Consider the following 25,486-nt stretch of genomic DNA (forward strand, 5'->3'; position numbering starts at 1 on the left):
CGACGGGCCCCGGACGCCGTACGGCTATTCCGACTTGATGGCCGTCAGCATGTTCAGCCGGGACGCGCGCCGCGCCGGCCACAGGGCCGCCAGGACACCCACCGCCGCCGCCAGCAGCAGGAACAGGCCCATCCTGGTCCACGGCAGGACCAGCTCGTAGGTCGCCATCTTGGTGCCCAGCAGCTCGCCGGCCGCCCAGCCGAAGAAGACGCCCAGGCCGATACCGAGCACCCCGCCGAACAGGGAGATGACCAGGGACTCCAGGCGGACCATCCGCTTGATGCCCTTGCGGTCCAGGCCGATCGCGCGGAGCATGCCGATCTCCTGGGAACGCTCGAAGACCGACATGGCCAGGGTGTTGATGACCCCGAGGACCGCGACGATCACCGCCATGGCGAGCAGGCCGTAGAGCATGTTCAGCATCAGCGTGAACATCTGCGCGATGTCGTCGGACAGGTCCTGCTTGCTCTGGACCTTGATGGCCGGGTTGGTGCCGAGGGCCTTCTCCAGCTTGTCCTTCGTCGTGCTCGTCGCGCCGTCGGACGTCTTCACCATGACCATCATGTCGGCGGTGTCCGACAGATGCGGGGTGAGCGTGGCGTTGTCGACGAGGACACCGCTGAAGAACTCGTTGCCCTCGTAGACCCCGGCGACCGTCAGCTTCTGCTTCCTGCCGTCCTCGTAGGCGACCGTGAAGCTCGAACCGGCCTTCCAGCCGCGCTCCTCGGCACGATCGGCGTCCACGACGATCCGCGTGCCGCCCACCTTGAACGCGCCGTCGTCGACCTTGAGGTCGGTGAGCTTGGCGAACGAGGCTCCGTTGACGCCGGTCAGGTACTCCGTCTCGCCGCCGATACGGGAGGGGGAGTTGCGCATCGGGCTGATCTCGGTGACGTCGTCGACCCGGGTCAGCTCCTTCGCCACGTCCGGCGAGAGCTCGTTGCCGTTGGCCATCGACACGACGTAGTCCGCGCGGATCGCCGACGACGCCATCTTGTCGATCGACTTCTGGAGGCTGCCCGCCATCACCGTCATACCGGTGATGAGGGTCAGGCCGATCATCAGCGCGGAGGCGGTGGCAGCGGTACGGCGCGGGTTGCGGACCGAGTTCTGACGGGCCAGCTTGCCCGCCGTGCCGAAGATCCGCAGGACGGGCGCGGCGGCCGCGATCAGCGGGCGGGACAGCAGCGGGGTCAGGATGAACACACCGATGATCAGCAGGACCGCGCCGAGGCCCATCGGGGCCTGACCGTCCGAGCCCTCCATCGTGGTGGCCGCCAGGACGACCGCGACGCCGGCGCCGCTGAAGAGGGCGCCGAGCGTGTTGCGCAGCACCAGCGACTTGGTGGTGGCCTGCGCGTGCACGCTGCTCATCGCGGCGACCGGCGGGATCTTCGCGGCCCGGCGGCCCGGCAGCCACGCCGCCAGCATGGTGATGAGGACACCGACCGCGAGGGCGGTGGCGACCGTGCCGCCGGAGATGATCAGCGGGCCGTCGGGGACGGTGGCGCCCAGGGCGCCCATCAGCGAGCGGAGCCCGGCGCCGATGCCGATGCCCGCGACCAGACCGGTCACCCCGGCGACCGTGCCGACCACGAACGCCTCGATCAGCACCGACCGCGTGACCTGCCGGCGCGAGGCGCCCACGGCCCGCAGCAGCGCGAGTTCCTTGGTGCGCTGGGCGACCAGCATGGTGAAGGTGTTGGCGATGATGAACGTGCCCACGAAGAGCGCGATGCCCGCGAAGACCAGCAGACCCTGCTTCAGCCCGGCCATCGACGCGGAGATCATCTCGGCCTGGTCGTCGGCGAGTTGCCGCCCCGTGGTGGTCTCCACGAGGTTCATCGGCAGCGCCTTGTCGAGGGCGGCCTTCAGCGTGGTCTGGGAGGTGCCGGAGGCGGCCTTCACGTCGATCTGGTCGTACGTGCCGGTCTTGCCGAACAGCGTCTGCGCGGTCGCCGTGTCGAACAGGGCGAGGCTGCCGCCGGCCGCGACATTGCCGTCGTCGGTGGTGAAGATCCCGGTGATCTTCGGTGCGAGGACCGGCCCGTCGACGGAGATCCGCACCGTGTCGCCGACCTTGTACCCGGCGCGCTCGGCGGTCTCGGAGTCGATGGCGACCTGGTTCCTGCCGTGCGGTGCCGCACCTTCCTTCAGCGGGTACCGCGGGTCCTTGTCCCCCCAGTAGTTCCCGCCCTGCGACTGGAAGCCGCCGCCGATGAGTTTGCCGTCCTTGTCGGCGATGGCGGTGAAGCCGTTGACGACACCGATGGCCGAGGCGGCCCCGTCGACCTTCGCGGTTCTGTCGAGCAGTGCCTGGGTGAGTTCGGGCGTCTTGCCGACCCTGTCACCCTTGCTCTCCTGGTAGTTGGGCTGCACGGCCACGTCAACCTGGTCGAAGCCCTTGGCCGAGCTGTTCTGGTAGGCGTTCGAGATGGTGCTGGTGAAGACCAGCGTCCCGGACACGAAGGCCACGCCGAGCATCACGGCGAGCACCGTCATGAGCAGCCGGGCCTTGTGCGCGAGGACGTTGCGCAGGGCGGTGCGGAACATCAGGAGGTACGGCCCTTCGCGTCGAACTGCTTCATGAAGTCCAGGACCGACTCGGCGGTGGGCCGGTACATCTCGTCCACGATCCGCCCGTCGGCGAGGAAGACGACCCGGTCCGCGTACGCGGCGGCCACCGGGTCATGGGTCACCATCACCACGGTCTGCCCCAACTCCCTTACGGAGTTGCGGAGAAAGCCCAGCACCTCGGCGCCGGAGCGTGAGTCGAGGTTTCCGGTGGGCTCGTCGCCGAAGATGATGTCGGGCCTGGAGGCGAGGGCACGGGCGACGGCGACGCGCTGCTGCTGGCCGCCGGAGAGCTGGGAGGGCCGGTGGGAGAGCCGGTCCTTCAGCCCCACCATCCGGATCACCGAGTCCAGCCACTCCTTGTCGGGCTTGCGGCCCGCGATGTCCATGGGGAGCGTGATGTTCTCCAGCGCGGTCAGCGTCGGCAGCAGGTTGAACGCCTGGAAGATGAAGCCGATCTTGTCCCGGCGGAGCCTGGTGAGCTGCTTGTCCTTGAGGGAGCCCAGCTCGGTGTCGCCGATGCGTACGGACCCGGAGGAGAACGTGTCCAGTCCGGCCACGCAGTGCATCAGCGTGGACTTGCCGGACCCCGACGGGCCCATGATCGCGGTGAACTCGGCCTGCCGGAACTCGACGGAGACCCGGTCGAGGGCGACCACCTGGGTCTCGCCCTGTCCGTAGATCTTCGACAGATCCGTGGCGCGAGCGGCCACGGTGGTGGCTCGGCCGGCGATGGGAGTGGTGGTCACGGGTGGGCGCTCCTGACGGGACGACGACATGTTCGGGGGACGTGATCCATCGTCTCGGTACCCCGCCGCCGTGTAGTCAGCCGCTGTTCCGGTTCCGGGGGGCGACTTGCGGCTGACCGGGCCCGGCCGTGTCATACCTGGGGATGACGGGAGCCCCTGAGGGCGGCCCGCGTCGAGAACAGGTGGAGCCCCCTCGTTCGGGCGGTGAAATTCCGTCATTCCGCATGCGCGGCCGGCCGTCACGCGTAAGGCTATTGGCAAGTGCGGATGGCCCGTTCCACGGGCTGATGCACCCTCAGACGTCAATAAAATAAGACAACATCGGTCCGCCCGTCCGCTGTTCGGGGGATGTATCCCGATAGGCTCGAACCTCGACGCGGAGCCCATGGCCTGCCCGGATGGTGGAATGCAGACACGGCGAGCTTAAACCTCGCTGCCCCTCGCGGGCGTACCGGTTCAAGTCCGGTTCCGGGCACCTCCGACCTTTTCAGGAACCGTAGGCAGACACCGCTTCCCGTGGGGTCCTTCCTTCAGCACATCGCGACAGCGGGATGGCGCGGCCGGACCCTCGCGACCCGCCCAGGCGTTCTGCCCCGCACCGACCGTTGACACACGGCGCCACCCGTCGCAGACTCGCGAGAGCAATGTAGTGAAGGAAATTTCACTACACGAACCACGAATCACGAAACCGCGGGCCACGCACCGCGAGCCACGTGAACAGCGGCAATGACGCCCACCGAAGGGAACGACCGATGCGCACCACCGTCGGCATCATCGGAGCCGGCCCCGCCGGCCTCCTCCTCGCCCGGCTGCTTCACCACGCCGGCATCGACTCGGTCGTCCTCGAAAGCCGCGACCGCTCCTACGTCGAGCAGCGCCAGCGGGCCGGGATCCTGGAGCAGGGGACCGTGGACGTGCTGCGCGCGGCCGGGGCCGGGGACCGCATGGAGCGGGAGGGGCTGCGGCACGACGGGATCGAGCTGCGGTACGACAGGAAACGCCACCGGGTCGACTTCCCGGCCCTCACCGGCGGGCGGTCCGTGATGGTGTACGCGCAGACCGAGGTGTGCAAGGACCTCATCGCCCTCCAGCTCAAGGAGGGCGGACCGCTGCTCTTCGAGGCGGAGGCGCTGGCCGTGGAGGGGGCGGACGGGGGCAGCCCGAGCATCCGCTTCCGGCACGAAGGGCGCGAGGACGTTCTCGAGTGCGAGTACGTCGTCGGGTGCGACGGGTTCTGGGGCGTCGCGCGCAAGGCGATCCCCGAAGAACTGACCCGGGTCTTCGAGCGGACGTACCCCTTCGGCTGGCTCGGCATCCTCGCCGACGTCCCGCCCTCCCACGACGAGCTGGTCTACGCCCGCCACGACCGCGGCTTCGCCCTGCTGTCCATGCGGTCGCCGTCCGTCTCGCGGCTCTACCTCCAGGTGCCCGAGGGAACCGACGCGGAGACCTGGGGCGACGAGGAGATCTGGGACGAGCTGGAGCGGCGCTTCGAGACCGACGACGACTGGCGGCTCCAAAGGGGCCCCATCACCCAGAAGTCCGTCACGCCCATGCGGTCGTACGTCCACGAGCCCATGCGGCACGGCCGGCTCTTCCTCGCCGGGGACGCCGCCCACATCGTGCCGCCGACCGGGGCCAAGGGGCTGAATCTCGCCGTAGGGGACGTCGTCACCTTCGCGCGGGCGCTGACGCACCAGAAGGAGACGGGATCCACCGAACTCCTCGACGCCTACTCCGAGACCTGTCTGGGCCGCGTCTGGCAGGCCGAGCGGTTCTCCTACGACATGACGACGCTGCTGCACCGGGCCCCCGACGCCACCCCCTTCGAGGACCGGCTCCAGGTGGCGCGGCTGGAGCGGATCGCCTCGTCCGAGGCCGCCGAGACCGATCTGGCCGAGGGGTACACGGGGTTCCCGTTCGGGTGAGTGATCTCCGGCCGGTCGCGGCGATGTACCGGCTTGGTCATGAACCTGCCCCTCCGTGGCCGGGAATCAGTGGGCCGCGTAGCGTGTTGGCGAGCACAGCAAGGGAAAGATCCTCCCCAAGCATTAGGGTCAATCCTTTGCCTACCTATTACTCTTAGGCCAAGGCCCACCACAGTGGCCATGGAGGAGTGAAATGAGGAGCAGCAACCCGGTCTTCTCGCGACGGGGGTTCAGCCGCGACAACGGCTACGCGGGCTTCAATGCCCAGCCGCAGGCCGGGGGCGCCGCTGTAGGCACGCAGGGCAACCCCTACGCGCAGGGCAACCCGTATGCCCAGCCGCAGGCGGACCCCTACGCGCAGAACCCGTACGCGCAGAATCCCTACGCCCAGCAGGACCTGCAGCACGGCGCGCCGCCGCAGGCCCCGGCCACCACCGGCCGGATGACCATGGACGACGTCGTCCTGCGCACCGGCACCACCCTCGGCATCCTGGTCGTCACGGCCGCGGTCGCCTGGGCGGCCCTGCCGGTCGACGACGCCAACATCGGCCGGTCGTACGGCATCGCCATCGGCGCCGCCCTGATCGGCATGGTTCTGGCGCTCGTCCAGTCCTTCAAGCGCAAGGCCTCGCCCGCGCTGATCGTCTCGTACGCCGCGTTCGAGGGCGTCTTCCTCGGCGTCGTCTCCAGCGTCGTGGACAACCGCATCGCCAGCGGCGCGGCCATGCAGGCCGTGATCGGCACGCTCGCGGTCTTCACCGCGGTCCTGGTGGCGTACAAGGCGGGCTGGATCCGCGTCAACCGCCGCTTCTACGGCTTCGTGATGGCGGCCGCGCTCGGCTTCGTCCTGCTGATGATGGTGAACCTGCTGTTCGCCGCCTTCGGCGGCGGTGACGGCCTCGGCTTCCGCAGCGGCGGCCTCGGCATCGTCTTCGGCATCATCGGCGTCCTGCTCGGTGCGTGCTTCCTCGCTCTCGACTTCAAGCAGGTCGAGGACGGCATCGCCTACGGTGCCCCGCGCGAGGAGGCCTGGCTGGCGGCGTTCGGTCTGACGATGACGCTGGTCTGGATCTACCTCGAGTTCCTGAGGCTCATCGCGATCCTCAACAGCAGCGACTGACGCACCCCGCGTGTGTGAAGGGGCCCCGGGTTCTCCCGGGGCCCCTTCGTCGTCTGGGTGCGTGCGCGCGCCTAGAGGAGGTTGCGCGCGGCCCTCCTCAGGTCGTACTCGTGGATGAGCGCTTTCGCGTGGCCGTAGGCGAGGTTGTGTTCGTGGCGGAGCCAGCTGACCTTTTCCTCGAAGCGGAAGAGAGCCGGGCCGTCTTCGACGGTGCGGAGCCAGTCGGATACTTCACGACCGGTGCAATGGGGGATGCGGGCGAGCAGATTGCGGTGGGTCTCCTCGGAGAGGACGTGGGACATCGGCGCCTCCGGACGCAAAGGGGATGTAAGCCGGTCCTTCAGGTCACCGTGCCTGAGCGTTCGCCCGTTGGCAACAGTCCCGGTGCGGCGCGTACGGTGTCGCCGTGGCCGATACAGCGCGTTTGACGCAAGCCGTGGATCACTTCGCCGACCGGTTGAGGGCAGCCCCCCAGAGCCGGTTGCAGCGGGGGGCCGCCACCGAGGCACTGGGGCTGGCCAGGGAATTGGTCCGCCGGGCACAGCTTCTCGAGGATCCCTCGAAGGAGCCCCGGGAGATGCCGGACGCCGGGATGTTCGCGGCCGCGGACCAAATCACCGTGGCCGTGCATGACTTGGCCCTCGTCCTGACGGACGAGGGCCAAGTCGATGAGGCCGTGCAGTTGGTGGAGGAGGCGCAGAAGCGCGCCGGGGTCTGAGCTACAGGCTCGCTATGACCCTGTCGGCCAGGATGTAGACGTTCTCCTCGCCGCACGCGAAGGTCAGGGTGTACGCGCCCGACACTCCCGAACCGCCCAGCAGTATCGGGGTCTCGCCGGCCGTCAGGGCCGCCGAGAGGCGCTCCGCCGTCTCCCGGTGGCCCGGGGTCATGCAGAGCGTGGTGCCGTCGGTGAAGACATAGACGTCGAGGGTGCCGAGCGGGCCCGGGCGGACGTCGGCCAGTTCCACGCGACCGGCGGCCAGTTCCTCCAGGGTGGCCACCGTGCGCTCATGGTCGTTCACCACCGGCGACTGCACCGGGACGAAGTCCGGGTGGGAGGGGTGGCGGCGGCGGGCCGCGGCCAGCTCCGGGGAGTCCCCGGCGAACTCGTCGATGTCGGCCGTCGGCTCGGAGACCGGCTCCAGCGGCTCCAGGCCCACGAAATCGGCCTGGCGGGGCAGGAACAGCTCACTGTCGGGCAGGCCGAGCAGGGTCGGCGCGTCGGAGGCGTCACGGGCCTCCTGGGCGGCCCAGAACGCCCGCGCCTCGGCGAGCTCCCGCTCCCGCTCCTCGGCGAGGGCCTCGGCCACGGCGGCCCGTATCTCAGCTGCGTCGGCGGAGTGGCGGGCGGCGGGCACGAGACCGCGCGCGGCGGCCGCGTTCGTCCTGGCAAGCTCGGTGTGCAGGGCCGCGACCTGGCGGCGCAGCTGCAAGAGGGTGCGCAGGACGGCGACGGCCACGGCGCCCGTGGCGGCCGTGGTGACCAGCAAGGCGATCGGCATGGCGCTCACTGACGTACTCCCGGTTCAAGGTCGACCCCCGACTTCCTACATCAGCTTGAAGGGCGGACTATCCCGCTGTCAGTGCGTAACGTCACGAAACGGGCAGGACTTTGGGCCCGGAGTTTAGTGTGAGAACGGCTCTGACCTGCGTAAATCCCTTCGCGAAGGGAGATAGGTCACATCCTGGGGGAGATTGGATCACAAAACGGCCCAGAACCCTGGTGGTTCAAGGGTTCTGGGCCCGGGCCTCACGCGGAGTGCCCGTGGGATCACGGGCAGTTGGTCAGCTGAGGCGCTCGATGACCATCGCCATGCCCTGGCCGCCGCCGACGCACATCGTCTCCAGACCGAACTGCTTGTCGTGGAACTGGAGGGAGTTGATGAGCGTGCCGGTGATACGCGCGCCGGTCATGCCGAAGGGGTGGCCGACGGCGATGGCGCCGCCGTTGACGTTCAGCTTGTCCAGGTCGATGCCGAGGTCGCGGTAGGAGGGGATCACCTGGGCGGCGAACGCCTCGTTGATCTCGACCAGGTCGATGTCGTCGATGGTCAGACCGGCGCGGCGCAGGGCCTGGGTGCTCGCCTCGACCGGGCCGAGGCCCATGATCTCGGGGGACAGGCCCGAGACGCCGGTCGACACGATGCGGGCGAGCGGGGTGAGGCCGAGCTCGCGGGCCTTGGTGTCGGACATGATGACGACCGCGGCGGCGCCGTCGTTGAGCGGGCAGCAGTTGCCGGCCGTGACGAGTCCGTCGGGGCGGAAGACGGGCTTGAGGCCGCCGACGGCCTCCAGGGTGACGCCGGCGCGCGGACCGTCGTCCTTGCTGACCACCGTGCCGTCGGGAAGCGTCACCGGGGTGATCTCGCGCTCCCAGAACCCGTTCTTGATGGCCTCTTCGGCGAGGTTCTGCGACCGCACGCCGAACTCGTCCATGTCCTGGCGGGTCACGCCCTTGAGGCGGGCGAGGTTCTCGGCGGTCTGGCCCATCCCGATGTAGGCGTCCGGCACGAGGCCGTCCTCGCGCGGGTCGTGCCAGGTCGTGCCCTCCTGCTGGGCGACCTCGACGGTGCGGGCCTCGGCCTCGGCGAAGAACGGGTTGTGCGTGTCCGGGAGGCTGTCGGAGTTGCCCTTGGTGAAGCGGGAGACCATCTCGACACCGGCCGAGATGAAGACGTCGCCCTCGCCGGCCTTGATGGCGTGCAGGGCCATACGGCTCGTCTGCAGCGAGGAGGAGCAGTACCGGGTGACCGTACAGCCGGGAAGGTGGTCCATCCCCATCTGCACGGCGACGATACGGCCGAGGTTGTTGCCCTGCTCGCCGCCGGGCAGACCGCAGCCGAGGTGCAGGTCGTCGATGTCCCTCGGGTCCAGCTCCGGGACCTTGGCCAGGGCCGCCTGGATGATCGTGGCGGTGAGGTCGTCCGGGCGGAGGTCCTTCAGTGAGCCCTTGAAGGCGCGGCCGATGGGCGAGCGGGCGGTCGAGACGATCACTGCTTCGGGCATGACGGCTCCAGAAAAGGGTGCGGCGCGTAGCGCCTCGTCGAGGGGCGGTGGTCGGGCGGCGGGCGGGAGTACGTGGTTCTTCGGGGCAAGGGCTGGTTGGGAAGTTACCCGTACGTATGGACTAGGTCACGGGTATGGGGGTGTGACCCTGACCGCAGTTTACTAAGCGCTTGCTTTCCTTGGCCCCGCCGGGCCGGAGTCAGGGCTGTGCCGGGGTCCGCTCCGGTTCCGTCACCGACACCCGGCGGCGCTTCCTGCGCTTCAGCAGGGCCCAGGGTCCCTTCGGGCCCGTCGGCATCGCCGCCGTCACCTCGGTGCCGGGCTCCGCGACCGCCTCCGCGGCTGCTCGGGCCACCGGCAGGAAGCCCTCGCGGCGGGAGACGTCCGGGCGCTCCTCCTCCGCCGGCCACAGACCCAGGGTCGCGCAGACCGTGGGAAGGACCGCCATGGCCGCGGTCGCGTAGCCCTCCGCAGAGGGGTGGTAGTTGTCCGGACCGAAGAGCTCGCGGGGGTTCGCCGCGAACTCCGGACCGAGCAGGTCGCCCAGGGACACCGTGCGGCCACCCTGCTCGACCGTGCCGATCGTCTGGGCGGCCGCCAGCTGCCGCGAGGCCCGACGGGCCAGCCAGCGCAGCGGCTGCTGCACCGGTTCGATCGAACCGAGATCGGGGCACGTGCCGACCACCACCTCCGCACCCGCCGTGCGCAGCCGGCGCACCGCCGCCGCCAGATGGCGGACCGACTGGGTCGGCGCGATGCGGTGCGTCACGTCATTCGCGCCGATCATGATCACGCATACGTCCGGCAGCCGGCCGGGGTCCGCGAGGATCAGCGCCACCTGGCGGTCCAGGTCGTCGGAGCGGGCGCCGGGGTTCGCCACATTGCGCAGCTCCACCGGACGCTCCGCCACCGCCGCCAGCCCCGACGCCAGCAGCGCCCCGGGAGTCTGGCCCGAGCGGTGCACGCCCTGGCCCGCGGCCGTGGAGTCACCCAGCATCGCCAGCCGCAACGCCGGTACACCCGGTGTGGCGTACCCGATGCCGTACAGGCCCTGCGCGTTCGGCACATGCGGCGACGGACCGTTGCCGTTGCCCACCTGCCGCTTGGCCAGCCGCACCTCCGCCAGCAGCAGCCCCACGGCCGCCGCGCCCACCAGACCGATCCCGCCGCCGCCGTACGCCGCGCCGGCCGCGATCCGCCGGGCCACCCTGGCCCTCGACATGCTCGTCATACGTCGCCGCCACCTCCGTGCTAGCCGTACACCCACTCCTTGCCCCGTACAGGCCGTCGTCCAATCTCAACGGCGAGTGAACGACCGCTCCGGGCTTTAGGCTGGCGGAACACTTAGACCACATCTTTTGCAGCATCCGGAGACAACGGTGCAATTCCACGACTCGATGATCAGTCTCGTCGGCAACACCCCGCTGGTGAGGCTCAACAACGTCACCAAGGGCATCCAGGCCACCGTCCTGGCCAAGGTGGAGTACTTCAACCCGGGCGGGTCCGTGAAGGACCGCATCGCCCTGCGCATGATCGAGGCGGCGGAGGAGAGCGGCGCACTCAAGCCCGGCGGGACGATCGTCGAGCCGACCAGTGGCAACACCGGCGTCGGCCTTGCCATCGTGGCCCAGCAGAAGGGGTACAAGTGCATCTTCGTGTGCCCCGACAAGGTGAGCACCGACAAGATCAACGTGCTCCGGGCCTACGGGGCCGAGGTCGTCGTCTGCCCCACCGCCGTCGACCCCGAGCACCCGGACTCGTACTACAACGTCTCCGACCGGCTGGTCCGTGAGACGCCGGGTGCGTGGAAGCCCGACCAGTACTCCAACCCCAACAACCCCCTCTCCCACTACCACTCCACCGGCCCCGAGCTGTGGGAGCAGACGGAGGGGAAGATCACCCACTTCGTCACGGGTGTGGGGACGGGCGGCACCATCTCCGGCACCGGCCGCTACCTCAAGGACGCCAGCGACGGCAAGGTCAAGGTCATCGGCGCCGACCCCGAGGGGTCCGTGTACTCCGGCGGCTCCGGCCGGCCGTATCTCGTCGAGGGCGTCGGTGAGGACTTCTGGCCGACCGCCTACGACCGGACCGTCGCCGACGAGATCGTCGCCGTGTCCGACAAGGACTCCTTCCAGATGACCCGCCGCCTGGCCAAGGAGGAGGGGCTGCTGGTCGGCGGGTCCTGCGGTATGGCTGTCGTGGCGGCGCTGAGGGTGGCCGAGCGGCTCGGTCCCGACGACGTCGTCGTCGTGCTGCTGCCCGACAGCGGTCGCGGGTACCTCTCCAAGATCTTCAACGACGAGTGGATGGCCGACTACGGCTTCCTCGAGGACGAGGGCCCCAGCGCCCGCGTCGCCGACGTCCTCAACGACAAGGTGCACGGCGCCATCCCGTCCCTCGTCCACATGCACCCGGACGAGACCGTCGGCCAGGCCATCGACGTGCTGCGCGAGTACGGCGTCTCGCAGATGCCGATCGTGAAGCCGGGCGCCGGTCACCCGGACGTCATGGCGGCGGAGGTCGTCGGGTCGGTCGTGGAGCGGGAGCTGCTCGACGCGCTGTTCACCCAGCGGGCCTCGCTGGAGGACCCGCTGGAGAAGCACATGTCGGCGCCGCTGCCGCAGGTCGGCTCCGGCGAGCCCGTCGGCGACCTGATGACGGTGCTCGGTACCGCGGACGCGGCGATCGTCCTCGTCGAGGGCAAGCCGACCGGGGTGGTCAGCCGCCAGGATCTGCTGGCCTTCCTCGCCAAGGGCGGGAAGTGACGGTGAACGTCCGGTGAACCGGCGGGGTGGCAGGCGGACTTCCGTTTGCCTACCGAAGTGGTGGACTTCGCGGAAGTGGTACGAGCGCGTCACGTCCACGCAGCACACGCTTAACACGGGTCGGGCACATTAGTGGATGTCGGCAGGGCGGGAGCGGCTCCCCGCCCCGGCCGGCACCCAAACGGCGTCACAGGACCTCCGGAGCGGCTCCCGGACCTCCACAGACGCCTTGGACGCGAGGCCCGGCCCTGACCCGGTCAGCGTCCCTCGCGGGGACCGCCGTCGTCCCGCCCCCCGGCAACGGGGGTGCGGCGGTCCCCGCGAAAGCCTTTTCCGGGACCCTCAACGCACCTCGGCGGAAGCCCAACTCCCCAGCAGCGCCAGCCTCTCGGCCGTCTCCGACCCCGGCTCCGGCGTGTAGACCAGCAGCGTCAGGTCCCCTTCTCCCGGGAGCGTCAGCGTCTCGTAGGGGAAGACCAGCCGGCCCGCGACCGGGTGCTGGACGCGCTTCACGCCGTAGGCGCACTCCCTGACCTGGTGGTCGGCCCACAGGCGGCGGAAGTCCTCGCTCTTGAGGGAGAGTTCGCCGACGAGTGCGGTCAGCTGCCGGTCGTTCTGGTGGTGGCCGGCCTGGACCCGCAGATGGGCCACGGACTGGGCGGCCACCGCCTGCCACTCCGGGTAGAAGTCGTGGGCCGCGGGGTCGAGGAAGACCTGGCGGGGGATGTTGCGGGTCTCGGCGGTCGTACCGCTGTAGCCGAAGACGGCGTCGGCCAGGGCGTTCCAGGCCAGGACGGTCATACGGCGGTCCAGGACGAAGGCCGGGGTGCGGTCCATGCTGTCGAGCAGCAGCTGGATGCCCGCGCGGACCTGGGGCGCGGCCGGGCGTGCGCCTTGTTTACGGGGGCGGGCCACCGCGTGCAGATAGGCGCGTTCCGTCTCGTCGAGGCGCAGGACGCGCGCGACGGCGTCCAGGACGGCGTCGGAGACTCCCCCGGACTTCGTCCGGGAGGGGCCCCCAGGGCCTCTGCCCTGTTCCAGACGGATGTAGTAGTCGACGCTCACGCCCGCCAGCTGCGCGACCTCCTCCCGGCGCAGACCGGGTACGCGGCGCCGCCCGTGCGAGGGCAGCCCCACTTCCTCCGGCTGGATACGAGCACGGCGTGTGCGCAGAAAGTCTCCGAGGTCCCCGTCCATGAGTTCGATCGTAGGGGAGCGGCGGGCTGTGAACCTGGTACTGGCAGACCCAGGAAAAGCGCATCCCTGGGTAGGGCGGACCGGGCGGCGCAGGGTGGTGGTCGTCGCCGGGGGTGCCCGGCGGACTTCCGGTCACTGAGGAGCACCGCAATGTCGTACGAGAATCTGTCCGGCCGTACCGCCGTCGTCACCGGGGCCGCGAGCGGGATCGGTGAGGCCATCGCCGTCCTTCTGGCGGCGCGGGGTGCGAAGGTCGCGCTGCTGGCGCGGCGTCAGGAGCGGCTGGACGCCGCCGTCGAGAAGATCCGGGCCGATGGCGGGGAAGCGCTCGCCGTGGTCGCCGATGTGACCGACGACGGTTCGGTGGACGCGGCCGTCGAGCGGATCCGTGGCGCCTACGGGGCTGTCGACCTGGTGGTGAACTCGGCGGGCGTCATGCTGCCGAACCCGGTCGACGACGGGCGCGTCGACGAGTGGCAGCGGATGATCGACACCAATGTCACCGGGGTGCTGCGGATGATCCGGGCCTTCACCGCGGATCTGGTGGGCGCCGCCGCCGAGGGGCGGACCGCGGACCTCGTGAACATCTCGTCCATCGGCGCGCACATCACGTTCCCGAACTACGCGGTGTACGGGGCCACCAAGGCCGCGCTGACCTATCTCTCGCAGTCCCTGCGGGGTGAGTTCGGGCCGCGTGACGTGCGGGTCACCAACGTCGAGCCGGGGCTGACGCAGACCGAGCTCGCCTCGCACATCGACAGCGACGGGCTGCGGGAGCAGATCGGCGGGATGGTCGACGCGGTGGGCGCGCTGTCGGCCGAGGAGGTCGCCGACGTCGTCGCGTACGTCGCCGGCCGTCCCCGGCACGTCAACCTGCGGCAGATCATGGTGCTGCCGACCCGGCAGGCGTGACCCGTCCGGTCAGTCCTCCCAGGCGTCGTCGCCCTTGTGGTGACGGCGGCGGCCCCGGAACAGCTCCGGGTTCGTGCGGACCGCCTGGAAGGCGTTCACGCCCACGATGCCGGCCCAGGCGACCAGGAGGCCCGGGAGGTGGGCGATGCCGCCGCCGATCGCGGACAGCGGGATCGCCAGGACCATGGAGACGATGCCGAAGCCGAAGCGCTCCCCCCAGGAGTCCGTCGGCTTCGGCGACCGGGAGCCCCGGGCCACCACCATCTGCTGCTCGGCCATCTGCCGGCGCACCCGGCGCTCCACCGCGCCGTCGATGCGCTGGTCGACCTTCTCGAGGAAGGAGTCGACCAGCGCGGACTCGTACTCCTCGCCCAGTTCCCTGCGGGCCTGCAGGGTGGCGTCGAGTTCCTTCTTCAGGTCGGCGTCCCGCGCGTCCATTCCGCTCATGGGATCCAAGTTAGGCAGCGCCGACGCCCGCCGCACTGGGGATATCCCCCGTGTTGATGGTCGGGTTCGGCCCCGCGGTCAGCTCAGTCCGTGCTGGGTCGCGTAGGTGTTCGCCACGTCCTCCGGGTCCTTCTTGTCCTTGTCGACCTGGCGGTTGAGCTCGGTGAGCTGGGCCGTGGTGAGGACGTTGCCGAGGCGGGCGAGGGCCTTGCGGACCGCCGAGTCGGCCTTGCGGTCGGCGATGAGGGGGACGATGTGCTGGCCGGGGATGAGGTTCTTGGGGTCCGACAGCACCACCCAGTCGTTGGCCACGATGTCGGTGTCCGTGGTGAAGAGGTTCGCCACGTCCACGTCGCCCTTCTTCAGGGCGCCCTTGACCAGGGGGCCGGAGGAGTCCAGGGACTTGAACTCCTTGAACTCCACCCCGTAGACGTCCTTGAGGCCGATCACGCCCACCTGGCGCTTCTTCACCTCCGGCGCCGCGCCGATGACGAGCTTGCCGTTCTGCTTGCGCAGGTCGGCGAGGGAGGTCAGGCCGTACTTGCGTGCCGTCTCCCGGGTGACGACGAAGGCGTCGGAGTCCTCGGCCATGCCGTACGGCAGCACCTGGAGCCCGGCGGGGAGCGCGACGGCGAGGGCGTTCTGCATCTCGCCCTCCTCGGTGGCCGTCGCCTTCGGGTCGAGGTAGTGCAGGAGGGCGCCCTGGTACTCGGGCAGCAGGTCGATGTCGCCGCCCTTGAGGGCGGGGATGAGGATCTCGCGGGTGCCGAGGTTGGGGCGGACCTTGACCTTCACGCCGGCCGCTTCCAGGACGGCCGCGTAGAGGTAGCCCAGTACCTGGTTCTCGGTGAAGTTGGCCGTGCCGATGGTGACTCCGTCCTTGCTGGAGCCGCCTCCGCCGCCGGTGCCGGAGCCTTCGCCGTCGAGGGAGGTGATACCGCCCGCGCAGGAGGTCAGGGCGGGGACGGAGGCCGCTGCGAGGAGGCCGCCGAGGAGAGTGCGTCGGTTCATCGAGGGGTCCCTAGGCAGTGCGGTGGCGGAAGAGGAAGCGCTGGAGGCCGGACAGGGCCAGGTCCAGGACGACGGCGATGACGGCGACCAGTACCGCGCCGCCGAGTACCTGTACGAGGTCGCGCTGGGCCAGGCCGTCGAAGACGTAGCGGCCGAGGCCGCCGAAGGAGACATAGGCGGCGATGGTCGCCGTGGCGACGACCTGGATCAGCGCCAGGCGCAGGCCCGTCATGACCAGGGGGAGGGCGAGCGGCAGTTCGACCTGGAACAGGATCTGGTGGCCGCGCATGCCCTGGCCGCGGGCGGCGTCGCGGACGTCCGGGTCGACCGCGGTCATCCCGGCGTAGGTGTTGGTGACGATCGCCGGGACCGCGAGGGCGACCAGGGCGACGTACACCGGCAGCATCGACAGTCCGCCGGCCAGGAAGACCAGCACGACCAGGCCCACGGTCGGCAGGGCGCGGCCGAAGGAGGCGAGGTTGATCGCGATGAAGGCGCCCTTGCCGGTGTGGCCGATCAGCAGGCCGAGGGGGAGGCCGATCGCGGCCGCGATGAGGGTCGCCAGGAGCGAGTACTGGAGGTGCTCGGCGAGGCGGTGGGCGATGCCGTCCGAGCCGGACCAGCTCGCGCCGCTGGTCAGCCAGGTGCCGAGGTTCTTGAAGAGTTCGTACATCAGGCTCGCCGCCTCTTCCACGGGGTGAGGACGTACTGGAGGGCGACCAGCAGGGCGTCCGCGGCCACCGCGAGGAGGATCGTGAGGACCACGCCCACGATCACCGGCGTCGGGAAGTTGCGCTGGAAGCCGTCGGTGAAGAGCTGGCCGAGTCCGCCGTCGCCGATGTAGGTCGCGACGGAGACGAGGGAGATCGACATGACCGTCGCGATGCGGACGCCCGCCATGATCACGGGGAGCGCGAGCGGGAACTCGACGGTGAGGAGGGTGCGCAGCGGGCGGGTGCCCATCGCCTTCGCCGCCTCCTTGGTCTTCACGGGGACCGAGTCGAGGCCCTCGACGGTGTTCCGGAGCAGTACGACCAGCGTGTAGACGGTCAGACCGATCACGGTCGTGGTGCGGGTGAGGCCGCTGACCGGCAGCAGGAGCACGAAGATCGCGATCGACGGGATCGTGAACAGGACGTTGGAGACGCCGAGCAGGAAGCCGCGCAGGGGCCGGATCCGATGGGCGATCACCGCGAGCGGGAGCGAGATCAGGACGCCGAAGAAGACGGCGCCGAGGGCTGCCTGCAGATGGGAGATCGTGAGGGTGGTGAGGTCGTCGGTGTGGTCGCCGATCCATGACCAGTCGATGGTCATGCGGTCACCACCCTGGCCTCGGTGTGTGCCTGGCCCGCGTGCGCGTGGATGTCGTCGCGGGAGGAGACGCCGGTGAGGACGCCTGCCGCGTCGACGCGGGCTATCAGGCCGGTGGGGGAGGCGATGGACTCGTTGAGGGCCGACAGCAGGGAATCGTTGTCGGTCAGCGGTCGTACGGGGATCTCGGTGTCCTTCGAGGCCCAGCGCAGGGGCTTGTCCGCCGCGTCGAGGACGAGGGACCACGTGCCGCCCTCGGGCGCGGGGCCCTGCGGGACGTTCGCCAGGGTCTTCAGTGAGAGCAGCTTCAGGCCGCGCTCGGCGCCGAGGAAGTCGGCCACGAAGTCGTCGGCGGGGCGGGCGAGGAGTTCGGCGGGGGTGGCGCACTGGACGAGGTGGCCGCCGGTGCGGAAGACGGCGATGCGGTCGCCGAGCCGGACCGCTTCGTCGATGTCGTGGGTGACGAAGACGATGGTCTTGCCCAACTCCTTCTGGAGCCGCAGGAGTTCGTCCTGGAGCTGGGTGCGTACGACGGGGTCGACCGCGCCGAACGGCTCGTCCATGAGCAGGACCGGCGGGTCGGCGGCGAGGGCACGGGCCACGCCGACGCGCTGCTGCTGGCCGCCGGAGAGCTGGTGCGGGTAGCGGCGGCCGGCGTCCGGTGCGAGGCCCACGGTCTCCAGGAGCTCGGCGGCGCGGGCGCGGGCCTTCTTGCGGCCGTGGCCGAGGAGGAGTGGCACGGTGGCGATGTTGTCGAGCACCGTGCGGTGCGGGAAGAGGCCGGCCTGCTGGATGACGTAGCCGATGGAGCGGCGCAGTTCGGCCGCGTCCTGGCGGGTGATGTCCTTGCCGCCGACCTTGATGGTGCCGGAGGTCGGCTCGACCATCCGGTTGATCATCCTGAGGGTGGTCGTCTTGCCGCAACCGGAGGATCCGACGAGGACGGTCACGCCGCCTTCCGGCATGTCGAGGGTCAGGTCGTGGACTGCTGTCGTGCCGTTGGGGAAGCGCTTGTGGACCGCGTCGAACTGGATCATGAGATGTCCCTTGCCCGGCTGTATAACGTCATGCAGAGTTCTCTGTAGCTGAATAACTTGTCAACGGGTTGATGTAAATCCGACGTAACGGATGACCGGCAGACAAGATCGTGTGTCCTGATTGAGGGGAGTTTGGGCTTGATGTCGTCTCGAATCGTGGACACGCCAGGTTCTGTGCACACCGGTCTGGTGGTCCTCGACGGGATCGGACTCGGCGTCGCGGACGTCGTGCGGCTCGCCGACGGGGTCGCGCGGCCGGTGCCCGGGACCGATGCGATGAAGCGGGTGACCGAGTCCTGGGACGCGGCCCGGCAGATCGCCGCGACCGGACGCGTCTACGGCCGCTCCACCGGCGTCGGCGCCAACCGGAACGAGTCCGTGCCCACCGAGGCGGCCGCGGAGCACGGGCTGCGGCTGTTGCGCAGCCATGCCGGGGCGATCGGGGAGGAGCTCCCGGCGAGGCAGGTCCGCGCGATGCTCGCCGTCCGTGCGAACCAGCTGCTGGCCGGTGGCGCGGGTCTGCGCCCGACCGTGGTCACCGCGCTGTGCGAGGCGCTGGAGAGCGGGGCGTATCCGGTCGTCAACGAGTTCGGCTCGGTGGGGACCGGGGACATCGCCGCGCTGGCCCAGGTGGGGCTGGCACTGGCGGGGGAGCACCCGTGGCGGGGAGCGACGGGAGCGGCCGGGGGTCTTGCCGGCACCTTCGACGGGCTCGGTGCGGGCGGAACCTCCGGCGGGCTCGGCGGCGGCGTTCGCGGTGGGCCCGGCGTGGATGCCTCCGGTGGGGCGGGTCTGACCGGGCCTTCCAGAGGGCTCGGCGCCGACACTTCCGGCGGGCCGGGCGCCGCCGGCATGTCAGGCGCGAGTGGTTCCGGCCGGGCAGGTGTGGAGGGCTCCGGCGGGCGGGGTGCGGACGCTCCTGGTGAGCGGGGTGCGGGCGTCTCCGGTGGCTCGGGCTCGCGCGGTGTCTCAGGTGGCCCGGGACCGCGCGGCGCCTCCGCCGGGCTCGGTGCGGCTGGTTCCAGGGAGCTCCGAGGCTCGGTCGGTGCGCCCGAGGCGCAGCTCCTCGACAACAACGACGCCCTCGCCTTCATCAGCAGCAACGCCCTCACGCTCGGTCAGGCCGCCCTCGCCCTGCACGAGTTGCGGGGGCTGCTGGAGGCCACGCAGGTCGTCGGGGCGCTGTCGCTGCTCGCCGTGGACGGGTCGCACGAGGCGTACGCGGCGCCCGTGCACGCCGCCCGGCCGCACCGGGGGTCCTCCGAGGTCGCCCGGCGCATGCGGGAGCTGATCGGCGCCGACGAGCGGCCCACCCCGCCGCTGGGGCGGATCCAGGACCCGTACGGCTTCCGGTGTCTGCCCCAGATCCACGGTCCCGCCCATGACGCGGCCGACGCCCTGGAGGAGGTCGTCGCGATCGAGATCAACGCGGCCGCGGAGAACCCGCTGATCACCCCCGAGGACATGGCCGCCTACCATCACGGCGGCTTCTACCAGGCCCAACTCGCCCTCGCCCTGGACCACTTCAGGCTGGCGCTGACCCAGGTCGCACGGCTGTCGACGTCACGGCTGTCCACCCTCAACGAACCCGCCTACACCCGTCTGCGCCCCTTCCTCGCCGACCACGAACCCGCCTCCTCCGGCGTGATGATCCTGGAGTACGCCGCCGGAGCCGCCCTCGGCGAGCTGCGGGCCTTCTCGGCACCCGCCTCGCTCGGGCACGCTGTACTCTCCCGGGGCGTCGAGGAACAGGCCAGCTTCGCCTCGCTCGCCGCACGTCAGACACTGCGGGCGTGCGGTGCGTACCGTCTGGTGGTGGGCTGCGAACTCGTCGCCGCCGTACGGGCGCTGCGCCAGCGCGACCTCGGCCCCGACCCGGACCTCCCGGTGGGCCGCGCGCTGGAGCTCGCCATGTCGGTGCTCGACGAGGACCAGGCCGACCGGCCGCTCACCGACGACGTGACGGCGGCGACCGCACTGCTCGACCGGTTCACGGACATCTGGAGGGGGAGCGAGTCATGAGCGCGGAGAAGGCCGTGGAGCGGGGCGGCGAGCACGGTGGCGAGCCGAGTGCCGAGCGCGCCGGCGAGAGGGCCACGGCCGTGGCCGACAGCCCGGCCGCACGGCTCCAGGCGCTCTTCGAGGGGCACCGGCTCACACCGACCCAGCGGCGCATCGCGCACAGCATGGTGCGGCGCGCCGCCGACGTGCCGTTCCTGTCCAGCGTCGAGCTGGCCGAGCTCGCCGGGGTCAGCCAGCCGTCCGTCACCCGCTTCGCGGTCGCCCTCGGCTTCGACGGCTACCCGGCCCTGCGCAAGCACCTGCGCGAGGTCGCGCCCGCCGAACAGACGGCGGCCTCGGCGTCGTACAACGAATACCAGCAGGCCGTCGAGGCCGAGATCGAGAACCTCAGGCACCTGGCGGACCTGCTCGCCGACCCGCGGCCCGTGCAGAAGGCCGGCCGGCTCCTCGCGGCCTCGCGTCCGCTGCCGGTGCTGGGCCTGCGGGCGGCCGCCTCCCAGGCGTACGGCTTCGCGTACTTCGCCGCCAAGGTCCATCCGGACGTACGGCTGCTCCACGAGGGCGGCACGATGATCCACGACCGGATCGACGCCGCCGTCCGCGCGGGCGCCTCGACGCTGCTGTGCTTCGCGCTGCCCCGGCATCCGCGGGAGGTCGTGGACACCCTCGGGTACGCGAAGGAGGCCGGGCTGACCGTCGTCACCGTCGCCGACTCCGCGTTCGCGCCGGTCGCCAAGGTGTCCGACCTGCTGCTGCCGGCCGCCGTGGGCACCGGGCTCGCGTTCGACACCGCGTGCGCGCCGATGCTGCTCGGGCGGGTGCTTCTCGAGGCGATGTGCGACGACCTGCCCGATGCCCAGGCGCGGCTCGAGGAGTTCGACGCGCGGGCGGCGGCGCGGGGACTTTTCGTGGAATGACGACCCGTCCATGACGACTCTTTAAGGCGCGTCTCACGTTCGCTTACTATTCTGCGCCGCCGAAGGACTGTGCCAGAGCGACGAGGAGGCGGAACGTGGCACGCGGAGATCGCAGAGCTCAAGGTCTGGCCCGGGTGGCCGTGGTGGTGCGCGCGGGAGCCGCGCCGCTGTGGTGGGCCGGGGTGTTCGCGGCCGGTGTGGGCGTCCTGGTGCCGGGGCTGACCGGGCGCCGGATCGGCGTCCTGGCCGGGGCGGCGCTGTTCATCGTCGCGGCGGCCCTCGTGGCGTACCGCCGTCGCAGGCGCTACACCGCCCTGACCCGTGGTGCCGCCCGCGCCGGAAAGCACGATGTGCTCCAGGACCGCGCGGTGACCGTACGCAACTGGCGCCGCGGCCACCGCTGGTGGCTGCTGCTCGCCTTCGCGGCCGCGCTGGGCAGCTCCTTCGTCGTCCCCGCGGCGGGCGGCATGCTGCTCGCCGGGACCGGCGTGGGACTGTGGCTGAAGGCCGCGTGGCTCGGGCGGCGCGAGCGGGCCGAGGAGGCCCTGCTGTGGGTGCGGGTCGACTGGCTCGACGCACGCGGCGGACGCCCGGCCGGCAAGGCGGTCAAGGCGTACCGCGGCACCGGCATCGCGGCGGGCGACGCAGCCCCGGGCGGGGCGCGCCGCCGCGCCGCGGCACTGGTCTGAGCGTCAGACCTCCAGGTCCTCCTCGATCTTCCGCAGCTGATGGCGGGCCATCGCCAGGTTGGCGCGCTTGGCGTCCAGGACCAGGTAGATGAACAGTCCGTTGCCGCCGCGGCCGCTGATCAGACGGAGCAGGTGGTACTGGTCGGACAGGGTGATCAGGATGTCCTCGATCTGTCCCTTGAGCCCCAGGTGCTCCATGGTGCGCATCTTGGCGCGCACCACGTCGGTGTTACCGGCGGCCGCGACGTTCAGGTCGAAGCTCTTGCTGCCGCCCATCGTGCCGAGCGCCATACCGCTGGTGTAGTCCACGAGGGCGACTCCGGTCGCGCCCTCGATGGAGGCGAGAGCTTCCTTCAGACAGGTTTCGGTGTTGGCCATGGTGGTGTGCCCCTCTGGGTCGGGTTCAACTTTCCGTGGATGTGCGCGCGTTGGTGGTACGTGGCGTGCGCGCCGTTCTCGTTCGTGGGGTGGTGGTCCGGGCGGGCGCCCGGACCGGTTTCGCGGGTGTCTCGACGGGGGTCCGGGAGTCGACGAGCTCCCCGATGCGGGCACTGGCGCGCCGGCCCTCCAGATGCAGCCGCCCGATGCTCACGCCGTCCTGGGCGAGCAGGGTCAGGACGGCCGTGCGGCCCGCCGAGTACGTCGACACGTAGCCGTAGGCCCCGCGCACCAGCAGTTCGCGGAAGTCGCCCTGCCCGGTCGCGTCGGCCAGCCGTACGGAGACACCGAGCGCGGCGGCGGTCAGCGCGGCCATGCCCTCGGGCTCGACACCGGGTGTGTCCTGGGCGATGACGAGTCCGTCCACGCTCGCCGCCAGCGCGCCGGTGAGGTGCGGCACCCGGCTCCGCAACCGGCGCAGCTCGTCCAGGATTTCGGGTTCGGCCGCCATCAGGTCTCTCCTCTCGGCGCGTGCCCGCTGCCGCTCAAAGGGACTCCAGCGCATCTCTGAGCCTCTTCAGCAACGTGATGTCGGGATCGGCGACCTCGGGCATGGCCGCGTCGGAGGGGCGTAGGGGGCCGCGGGCGGCCAGGGGTATCGGCGTGCCGCGGCTCGTGGGACCGGGTCTGCGGGGCGCGGCCGCCGGGTCGCGGGTCACGACCCCGGCCGCCGCCAGTCGCCGTACGTCCACCAGGGTGTGGAACGCCGGGCGGCCCAGCCGGTGGGCGATGTCCGATGCCGCGCGGACGCCGTCGACCAGGTGCAGCACCGCACGCTGGCGGGCCGTGAGGCCGGGGGCGGCCAGGGCGTCGGAGGGCAGCAGCGGCGCCTCGTCGGTCGTGGGGTCGGGCCAGATGCGGTGCAGCAGGTCGCGGCGGCGCAGCGTCTCGTGCTCCAGGGCGGCCACGGTGACCGGGCGCACGGCACCGAGGCGGCCGGCGCCCGTGAAGCGGAAGCGTCCCGGGCTGCTGCTGGGCGCCAGCGCGAAGTAGGCGGCGTCGTACAGCGCCTCCAGGTGGCACAGCTCCAGCGTGCCCCGGGTGAGCAGGCCGCGCCCGGCCAGCAGGAGACCGGCGCCCGGAGCGCCGTCGGTCTCGGCGACCGCCTTGCTCCAGGTGTCCGGGTCCAGCGTGCCGTGGGCGGTGAGGAGCACGTCGAGGCCCGGCGCCGACGGGCTCTCGGCGTGCACCACCCGGCCCTCGGCCAGATGCAGGGTGCCGCGCTCGCGGACGAGGACGCCGGTGGCCCGCTCGGCGGCGAGCCGGGTCAGCATCGGCGAGACGCCGCCCCAGGCCCGGTCGCGGGCCTCCGCCTTGTCCCGTACCGGCAGCCGGGGCGGCGGTGGGGTCCTGACCGCGGTCATCCGAGCACCAGCCGTCCGGTCATCTCACCGAGCCGGATCCGGGCCAGCGCGAGGTTGCCCTCCACGCGGGCCAGCCACAGATGCAGGAAGACGCTGCTGTCGAAGGACGTCCGGACGAAGCACAGGACGTGGTAGCTGTCCCGGTTGCTGATGATCACGTCCTCGACCGGTGGGTCGGTGACGTCGTCGTCCGGGGCGAACGCCCGGTGTTCGGCGGCCAGTCGGGCCAGCTCGGCCACCTCCGCGGCGGCCGCCTCGTGGTCGCCGCCCGGTGACTCCCCGGCGGTGCCCAGAGCCAGCCCGCTCGTCCAGTCGACCAGCGCGACGCCCCGGGCACCGGGTAGTTGCATGGCTTCCAGCAGACACTCGTCGATTCCGGGCACCGCGGTTCCCCTCCCGCATGGGGTTCGGCTGAGTGACGCCGAAACTACGCAGGGTGTGCGCGGGGGGTGAGGATTCTGGCATTTTCCAGTGGAACATGCGCCAGATGACTAAGGTGGGTCAACTGAGCTCGTTTTCGGAACAGTTGACCCACATGTCCACCGTGTGCGTCAACAGTGCGCGGTTGCTCAGAGGGTGGTGAGCCCGGACGCGTGCGCCCCTCCGGATTCGGCCACGATCTCGTCGAGGGTCTGCGGCGTACGGACGGTCGCGAAAGCGACCCCGCCACCGCCGCCGTCGCCACGGCCGTCACTCGGGGCGAAGCCGTAAATACCCGGCCGGGCCAGGGAGTTGTACGCGTAGTGATGCGCGAAGTAGTACGCCCCCGTGTCCAGTGCCGCCGCGTAGTCCCCCTGCTCCAGCAGCGGCAGCGCCCGCCCCTCGGCGAGCAGATCCCCGGAGAAGCAGGCCGGCCCGGCGATGTCCTGCACCACCTCGGGCCCCTCCTTGGGCCGCCCCTTCGCGTCGTACGCCGCGATCCTGAGCGGCCACGACCCCGGCACGTACACCGTCCGCGTCGCCACCTGCACCCCCGCGTGCGTCACCGCGACCGCCCGCCCGCCCGCGCTCTTGGCGTACTCGACCCGCGCCACGACCGTCCCGTGCTTGGCCAGCAGCGACCGCCCGAACTCGGTGACCAGCCCGTACCGCCCGTCGAACAGCCCCGGCACCGCCTCGCGCAGCAGCCGCGCGTACTGCGCGTACGTCGGCGCCGTCGCGTCCGAGGCGAAGTTCACCGGCAGCCCGCCACCGATGTCGACCGTGTCGATCTGCCGCCGCCCGATGCTCCGGTTGATCTCCTCGGCGAGCGCGTACGTCTCCGCGGCCCCCTGCGCCATCAGCGACAGCGGGATGCCCTGGGAGCCGGTGTGCGCGTGCAGCCGGGTGAGCCAGGGGCGGTCGGCGTAGGCCCGCACGATCCACTCCCGGGCGCCCTCGTCCCGGAGCGCCACCCCGAACTTCGAGGTCGCCGTGGCCGTGGACGTCGCCCCGATCGAGCCTCCGCCGACCTGCGGGTTGACCCGGATCCCGATGGGGGAGCGGCTCGTGGCGGACCGCATCAGCGCGTCGATGCGGTCCAGCTCCTGCGGATTGTCGGCGTTGACGGCGATCCCCAGCGCCAGCGCCTCCCGCAGCTCGGCCGGCGTCTTCGCGGGCGAGTCCAGAACGGTCATCTCCGGACGCAGCCCCGCCGTCCGTGCCAGCGCCAGCTCGCCCGGACTGGCCACCTCCGCGCCGATCCCCGCCTCCCGCAGCAGCCGCAGCACCGGCACCAGTGGGGTCGCCTTCACCGCGAAGGCGTGCAGCACCGGGGTGCCGCGCGCGGTGACCGCGTCGAACGCCGCCCGCAGCTCGGCCGCCGACTCCCGGATGCCGGTCACGTCCAGAAGGCCGACGATGGGGTGGCCGGGCCCCAGCAGCCCCTGCTCCACGGCGGCCCGCACCGCCTCGTCCCGCCGTACCGCGCGTGCCAGGTGCTCCCCGTCGCCGTTGTCCACGCCGTCCCCCGTCAGGTCGATGTCCGTGCCCATGCATCCAGCCAAACACCGGTTCC

Annotated in this window: 25 protein-coding genes and 1 tRNA gene; 9 read left to right on the forward strand and 17 right to left on the reverse strand. The window is 71.0% G+C overall.

Annotated features, from left to right (window positions below):
• Positions 1 to 24: 24 nt before the first annotated feature.
• Positions 25 to 2,553, reverse strand: coding sequence for an ABC transporter permease (locus ACIOHP_RS12350; RefSeq protein ID WP_401886227.1), 2,529 nt, complete (start codon positions 2,551 to 2,553; stop codon positions 25 to 27).
• On the reverse strand, positions 2,553 to 3,323 hold the full coding sequence (locus tag ACIOHP_RS12355) for an ABC transporter ATP-binding protein (protein ID WP_351693260.1): 771 nt from the start codon (positions 3,321 to 3,323) through the stop codon (positions 2,553 to 2,555). Before ACIOHP_RS12355 ends, ACIOHP_RS12350 begins: the two co-directional genes overlap by 1 nt.
• Positions 3,324 to 3,715: 392 nt before the next feature.
• Here ACIOHP_RS12355 and ACIOHP_RS12360 point away from each other — a divergent pair.
• The 3 genes from ACIOHP_RS12360 (at position 3,716) to ACIOHP_RS12370 (ending at position 6,371) form a co-directional block, all read left to right on the forward strand.
• Positions 3,716 to 3,798, forward strand: a tRNA-Leu gene (locus ACIOHP_RS12360).
• 277 nt (positions 3,799 to 4,075) lie between these two features.
• Positions 4,076 to 5,251: a 4-hydroxybenzoate 3-monooxygenase gene (locus tag ACIOHP_RS12365; RefSeq protein WP_401886231.1), complete on the forward strand. Its 1,176-nt coding sequence runs from the start codon at positions 4,076 to 4,078 to the stop codon at positions 5,249 to 5,251.
• Between the two features lie 193 nt (positions 5,252 to 5,444).
• Complete coding sequence (locus ACIOHP_RS12370) at positions 5,445 to 6,371, forward strand: Bax inhibitor-1/YccA family protein (protein ID WP_401886233.1); 927 nt, start codon at positions 5,445 to 5,447, stop codon at positions 6,369 to 6,371.
• A 71-nt stretch (positions 6,372 to 6,442) separates the two neighbouring features.
• Here ACIOHP_RS12370 and ACIOHP_RS12375 read toward each other — a convergent pair whose 3' ends face one another.
• The gene (locus ACIOHP_RS12375) at positions 6,443 to 6,673 is read right to left on the reverse strand and encodes a DUF4287 domain-containing protein (protein WP_307029722.1); all 231 of its coding nucleotides are present in this window, start codon (positions 6,671 to 6,673) and stop codon (positions 6,443 to 6,445) included.
• Between the two features lie 134 nt (positions 6,674 to 6,807).
• Between ACIOHP_RS12375 and ACIOHP_RS12380 the strand changes: the two genes are divergently transcribed.
• On the forward strand, positions 6,808 to 7,089 hold the full coding sequence (locus ACIOHP_RS12380) for a hypothetical protein (RefSeq protein WP_266829996.1): 282 nt from the start codon (positions 6,808 to 6,810) through the stop codon (positions 7,087 to 7,089).
• Between the two features lies 1 nt (position 7,090).
• Here the strand turns inward: ACIOHP_RS12380 and ACIOHP_RS12385 are convergent, their stop codons facing one another.
• From ACIOHP_RS12385 to ACIOHP_RS12395, 3 genes are all read right to left on the reverse strand, one after another.
• Positions 7,091 to 7,873: a hypothetical protein gene (locus ACIOHP_RS12385; RefSeq protein WP_361538818.1), complete on the reverse strand. Its 783-nt coding sequence runs from the start codon at positions 7,871 to 7,873 to the stop codon at positions 7,091 to 7,093.
• Positions 7,874 to 8,156: 283 nt separating this feature from the next.
• Positions 8,157 to 9,377 carry an acetyl-CoA C-acetyltransferase gene (locus ACIOHP_RS12390; protein WP_307029729.1) on the reverse strand — a complete coding sequence of 407 codons (1,221 nt, stop codon included), beginning with the start codon at positions 9,375 to 9,377 and terminating at the stop codon, positions 8,157 to 8,159.
• Between the two features lie 199 nt (positions 9,378 to 9,576).
• Positions 9,577 to 10,608 (reverse strand): SGNH/GDSL hydrolase family protein, encoded by a 1,032-nt coding sequence (locus ACIOHP_RS12395; protein WP_361485398.1) that lies wholly within the window; start codon positions 10,606 to 10,608, stop codon positions 9,577 to 9,579.
• A 148-nt stretch (positions 10,609 to 10,756) separates the two neighbouring features.
• Here ACIOHP_RS12395 and ACIOHP_RS12400 point away from each other — a divergent pair, with 148 nt between their 5' ends.
• On the forward strand, positions 10,757 to 12,145 hold the full coding sequence (locus ACIOHP_RS12400) for a cystathionine beta-synthase (RefSeq protein ID WP_361485400.1): 1,389 nt from the start codon (positions 10,757 to 10,759) through the stop codon (positions 12,143 to 12,145).
• Positions 12,146 to 12,487: 342 nt separating this feature from the next.
• Here ACIOHP_RS12400 and ACIOHP_RS12405 read toward each other — a convergent pair whose 3' ends face one another.
• Entirely contained in the window at positions 12,488 to 13,342 is an 855-nt protein-coding gene (locus ACIOHP_RS12405) for a helix-turn-helix transcriptional regulator (protein ID WP_401886237.1), read from the reverse strand.
• Between the two features lie 150 nt (positions 13,343 to 13,492).
• Here ACIOHP_RS12405 and ACIOHP_RS12410 point away from each other — a divergent pair, with 150 nt between their 5' ends.
• On the forward strand, positions 13,493 to 14,254 hold the full coding sequence (locus ACIOHP_RS12410) for an SDR family oxidoreductase (protein ID WP_401886240.1): 762 nt from the start codon (positions 13,493 to 13,495) through the stop codon (positions 14,252 to 14,254).
• Between the two features lie 9 nt (positions 14,255 to 14,263).
• Here the strand turns inward: ACIOHP_RS12410 and ACIOHP_RS12415 are convergent, their stop codons facing one another.
• The 5 genes from ACIOHP_RS12415 to ACIOHP_RS12435 all read right to left on the reverse strand — a co-directional run bounded on the left by ACIOHP_RS12415 (position 14,264) and on the right by ACIOHP_RS12435 (position 18,060).
• Complete coding sequence (locus ACIOHP_RS12415; RefSeq protein ID WP_351693288.1) at positions 14,264 to 14,692, reverse strand: hypothetical protein; 429 nt, start codon at positions 14,690 to 14,692, stop codon at positions 14,264 to 14,266.
• Between the two features lie 87 nt (positions 14,693 to 14,779).
• Complete coding sequence (locus tag ACIOHP_RS12420) at positions 14,780 to 15,712, reverse strand: ABC transporter substrate-binding protein (RefSeq protein ID WP_361538046.1); 933 nt, start codon at positions 15,710 to 15,712, stop codon at positions 14,780 to 14,782.
• Between the two features lie 10 nt (positions 15,713 to 15,722).
• Entirely contained in the window at positions 15,723 to 16,385 is a 663-nt protein-coding gene (locus tag ACIOHP_RS12425; protein ID WP_361485407.1) for an ABC transporter permease, read from the reverse strand.
• Entirely contained in the window at positions 16,385 to 17,026 is a 642-nt protein-coding gene (locus ACIOHP_RS12430) for an ABC transporter permease (protein ID WP_401886247.1), read from the reverse strand. The genes ACIOHP_RS12425 and ACIOHP_RS12430 overlap by 1 nt, the downstream gene beginning before the upstream one ends.
• Entirely contained in the window at positions 17,023 to 18,060 is a 1,038-nt protein-coding gene (locus ACIOHP_RS12435) for an ATP-binding cassette domain-containing protein (RefSeq protein ID WP_361538042.1), read from the reverse strand. The genes ACIOHP_RS12430 and ACIOHP_RS12435 overlap by 4 nt, the downstream gene beginning before the upstream one ends.
• A gap of 141 nt (positions 18,061 to 18,201) precedes the next feature.
• Here ACIOHP_RS12435 and ACIOHP_RS12440 point away from each other — a divergent pair, with 141 nt between their 5' ends.
• From ACIOHP_RS12440 to ACIOHP_RS12450, 3 genes are all read left to right on the forward strand, one after another.
• Complete coding sequence (locus ACIOHP_RS12440) at positions 18,202 to 20,082, forward strand: aromatic amino acid ammonia-lyase (RefSeq protein WP_401886252.1); 1,881 nt, start codon at positions 18,202 to 18,204, stop codon at positions 20,080 to 20,082.
• Positions 20,079 to 20,999, forward strand: a complete 921-nt coding sequence (locus tag ACIOHP_RS12445; RefSeq protein ID WP_401886256.1) for a MurR/RpiR family transcriptional regulator — start codon at positions 20,079 to 20,081, stop codon at positions 20,997 to 20,999. The genes ACIOHP_RS12440 and ACIOHP_RS12445 overlap by 4 nt, the downstream gene beginning before the upstream one ends.
• A 95-nt stretch (positions 21,000 to 21,094) precedes the next feature.
• On the forward strand, positions 21,095 to 21,688 hold the full coding sequence (locus ACIOHP_RS12450) for a hypothetical protein (protein WP_361485417.1): 594 nt from the start codon (positions 21,095 to 21,097) through the stop codon (positions 21,686 to 21,688).
• A 3-nt stretch (positions 21,689 to 21,691) separates the two neighbouring features.
• Here ACIOHP_RS12450 and ACIOHP_RS12455 read toward each other — a convergent pair whose 3' ends face one another.
• The 5 genes from ACIOHP_RS12455 to ACIOHP_RS12475 all read right to left on the reverse strand — a co-directional run bounded on the left by ACIOHP_RS12455 (position 21,692) and on the right by ACIOHP_RS12475 (position 25,463).
• Complete coding sequence (locus ACIOHP_RS12455) at positions 21,692 to 22,066, reverse strand: hypothetical protein (protein ID WP_307029752.1); 375 nt, start codon at positions 22,064 to 22,066, stop codon at positions 21,692 to 21,694.
• A gap of 25 nt (positions 22,067 to 22,091) precedes the next feature.
• Positions 22,092 to 22,577 (reverse strand): roadblock/LC7 domain-containing protein, encoded by a 486-nt coding sequence (locus tag ACIOHP_RS12460; protein ID WP_401886260.1) that lies wholly within the window; start codon positions 22,575 to 22,577, stop codon positions 22,092 to 22,094.
• 34 nt (positions 22,578 to 22,611) lie between these two features.
• Entirely contained in the window at positions 22,612 to 23,490 is an 879-nt protein-coding gene (locus tag ACIOHP_RS12465; RefSeq protein WP_361538035.1) for a transcriptional regulator, read from the reverse strand.
• The gene (locus ACIOHP_RS12470) at positions 23,487 to 23,873 is read right to left on the reverse strand and encodes a hypothetical protein (protein WP_307029758.1); all 387 of its coding nucleotides are present in this window, start codon (positions 23,871 to 23,873) and stop codon (positions 23,487 to 23,489) included. The genes ACIOHP_RS12465 and ACIOHP_RS12470 overlap by 4 nt, the downstream gene beginning before the upstream one ends.
• Before the next feature lie 186 nt (positions 23,874 to 24,059).
• Positions 24,060 to 25,463, reverse strand: coding sequence for a diaminopimelate decarboxylase (locus tag ACIOHP_RS12475; RefSeq protein ID WP_401886265.1), 1,404 nt, complete (start codon positions 25,461 to 25,463; stop codon positions 24,060 to 24,062).
• Between the last annotated feature and the right edge of the window lie 23 nt (positions 25,464 to 25,486).

Origin of the sequence: Streptomyces sp. NPDC087859 (assembly GCF_044742595.1) — a bacterium.
Taxonomy (GTDB): Bacteria; Actinomycetota; Actinomycetes; order Streptomycetales; family Streptomycetaceae; genus Streptomyces; species Streptomyces canus_F.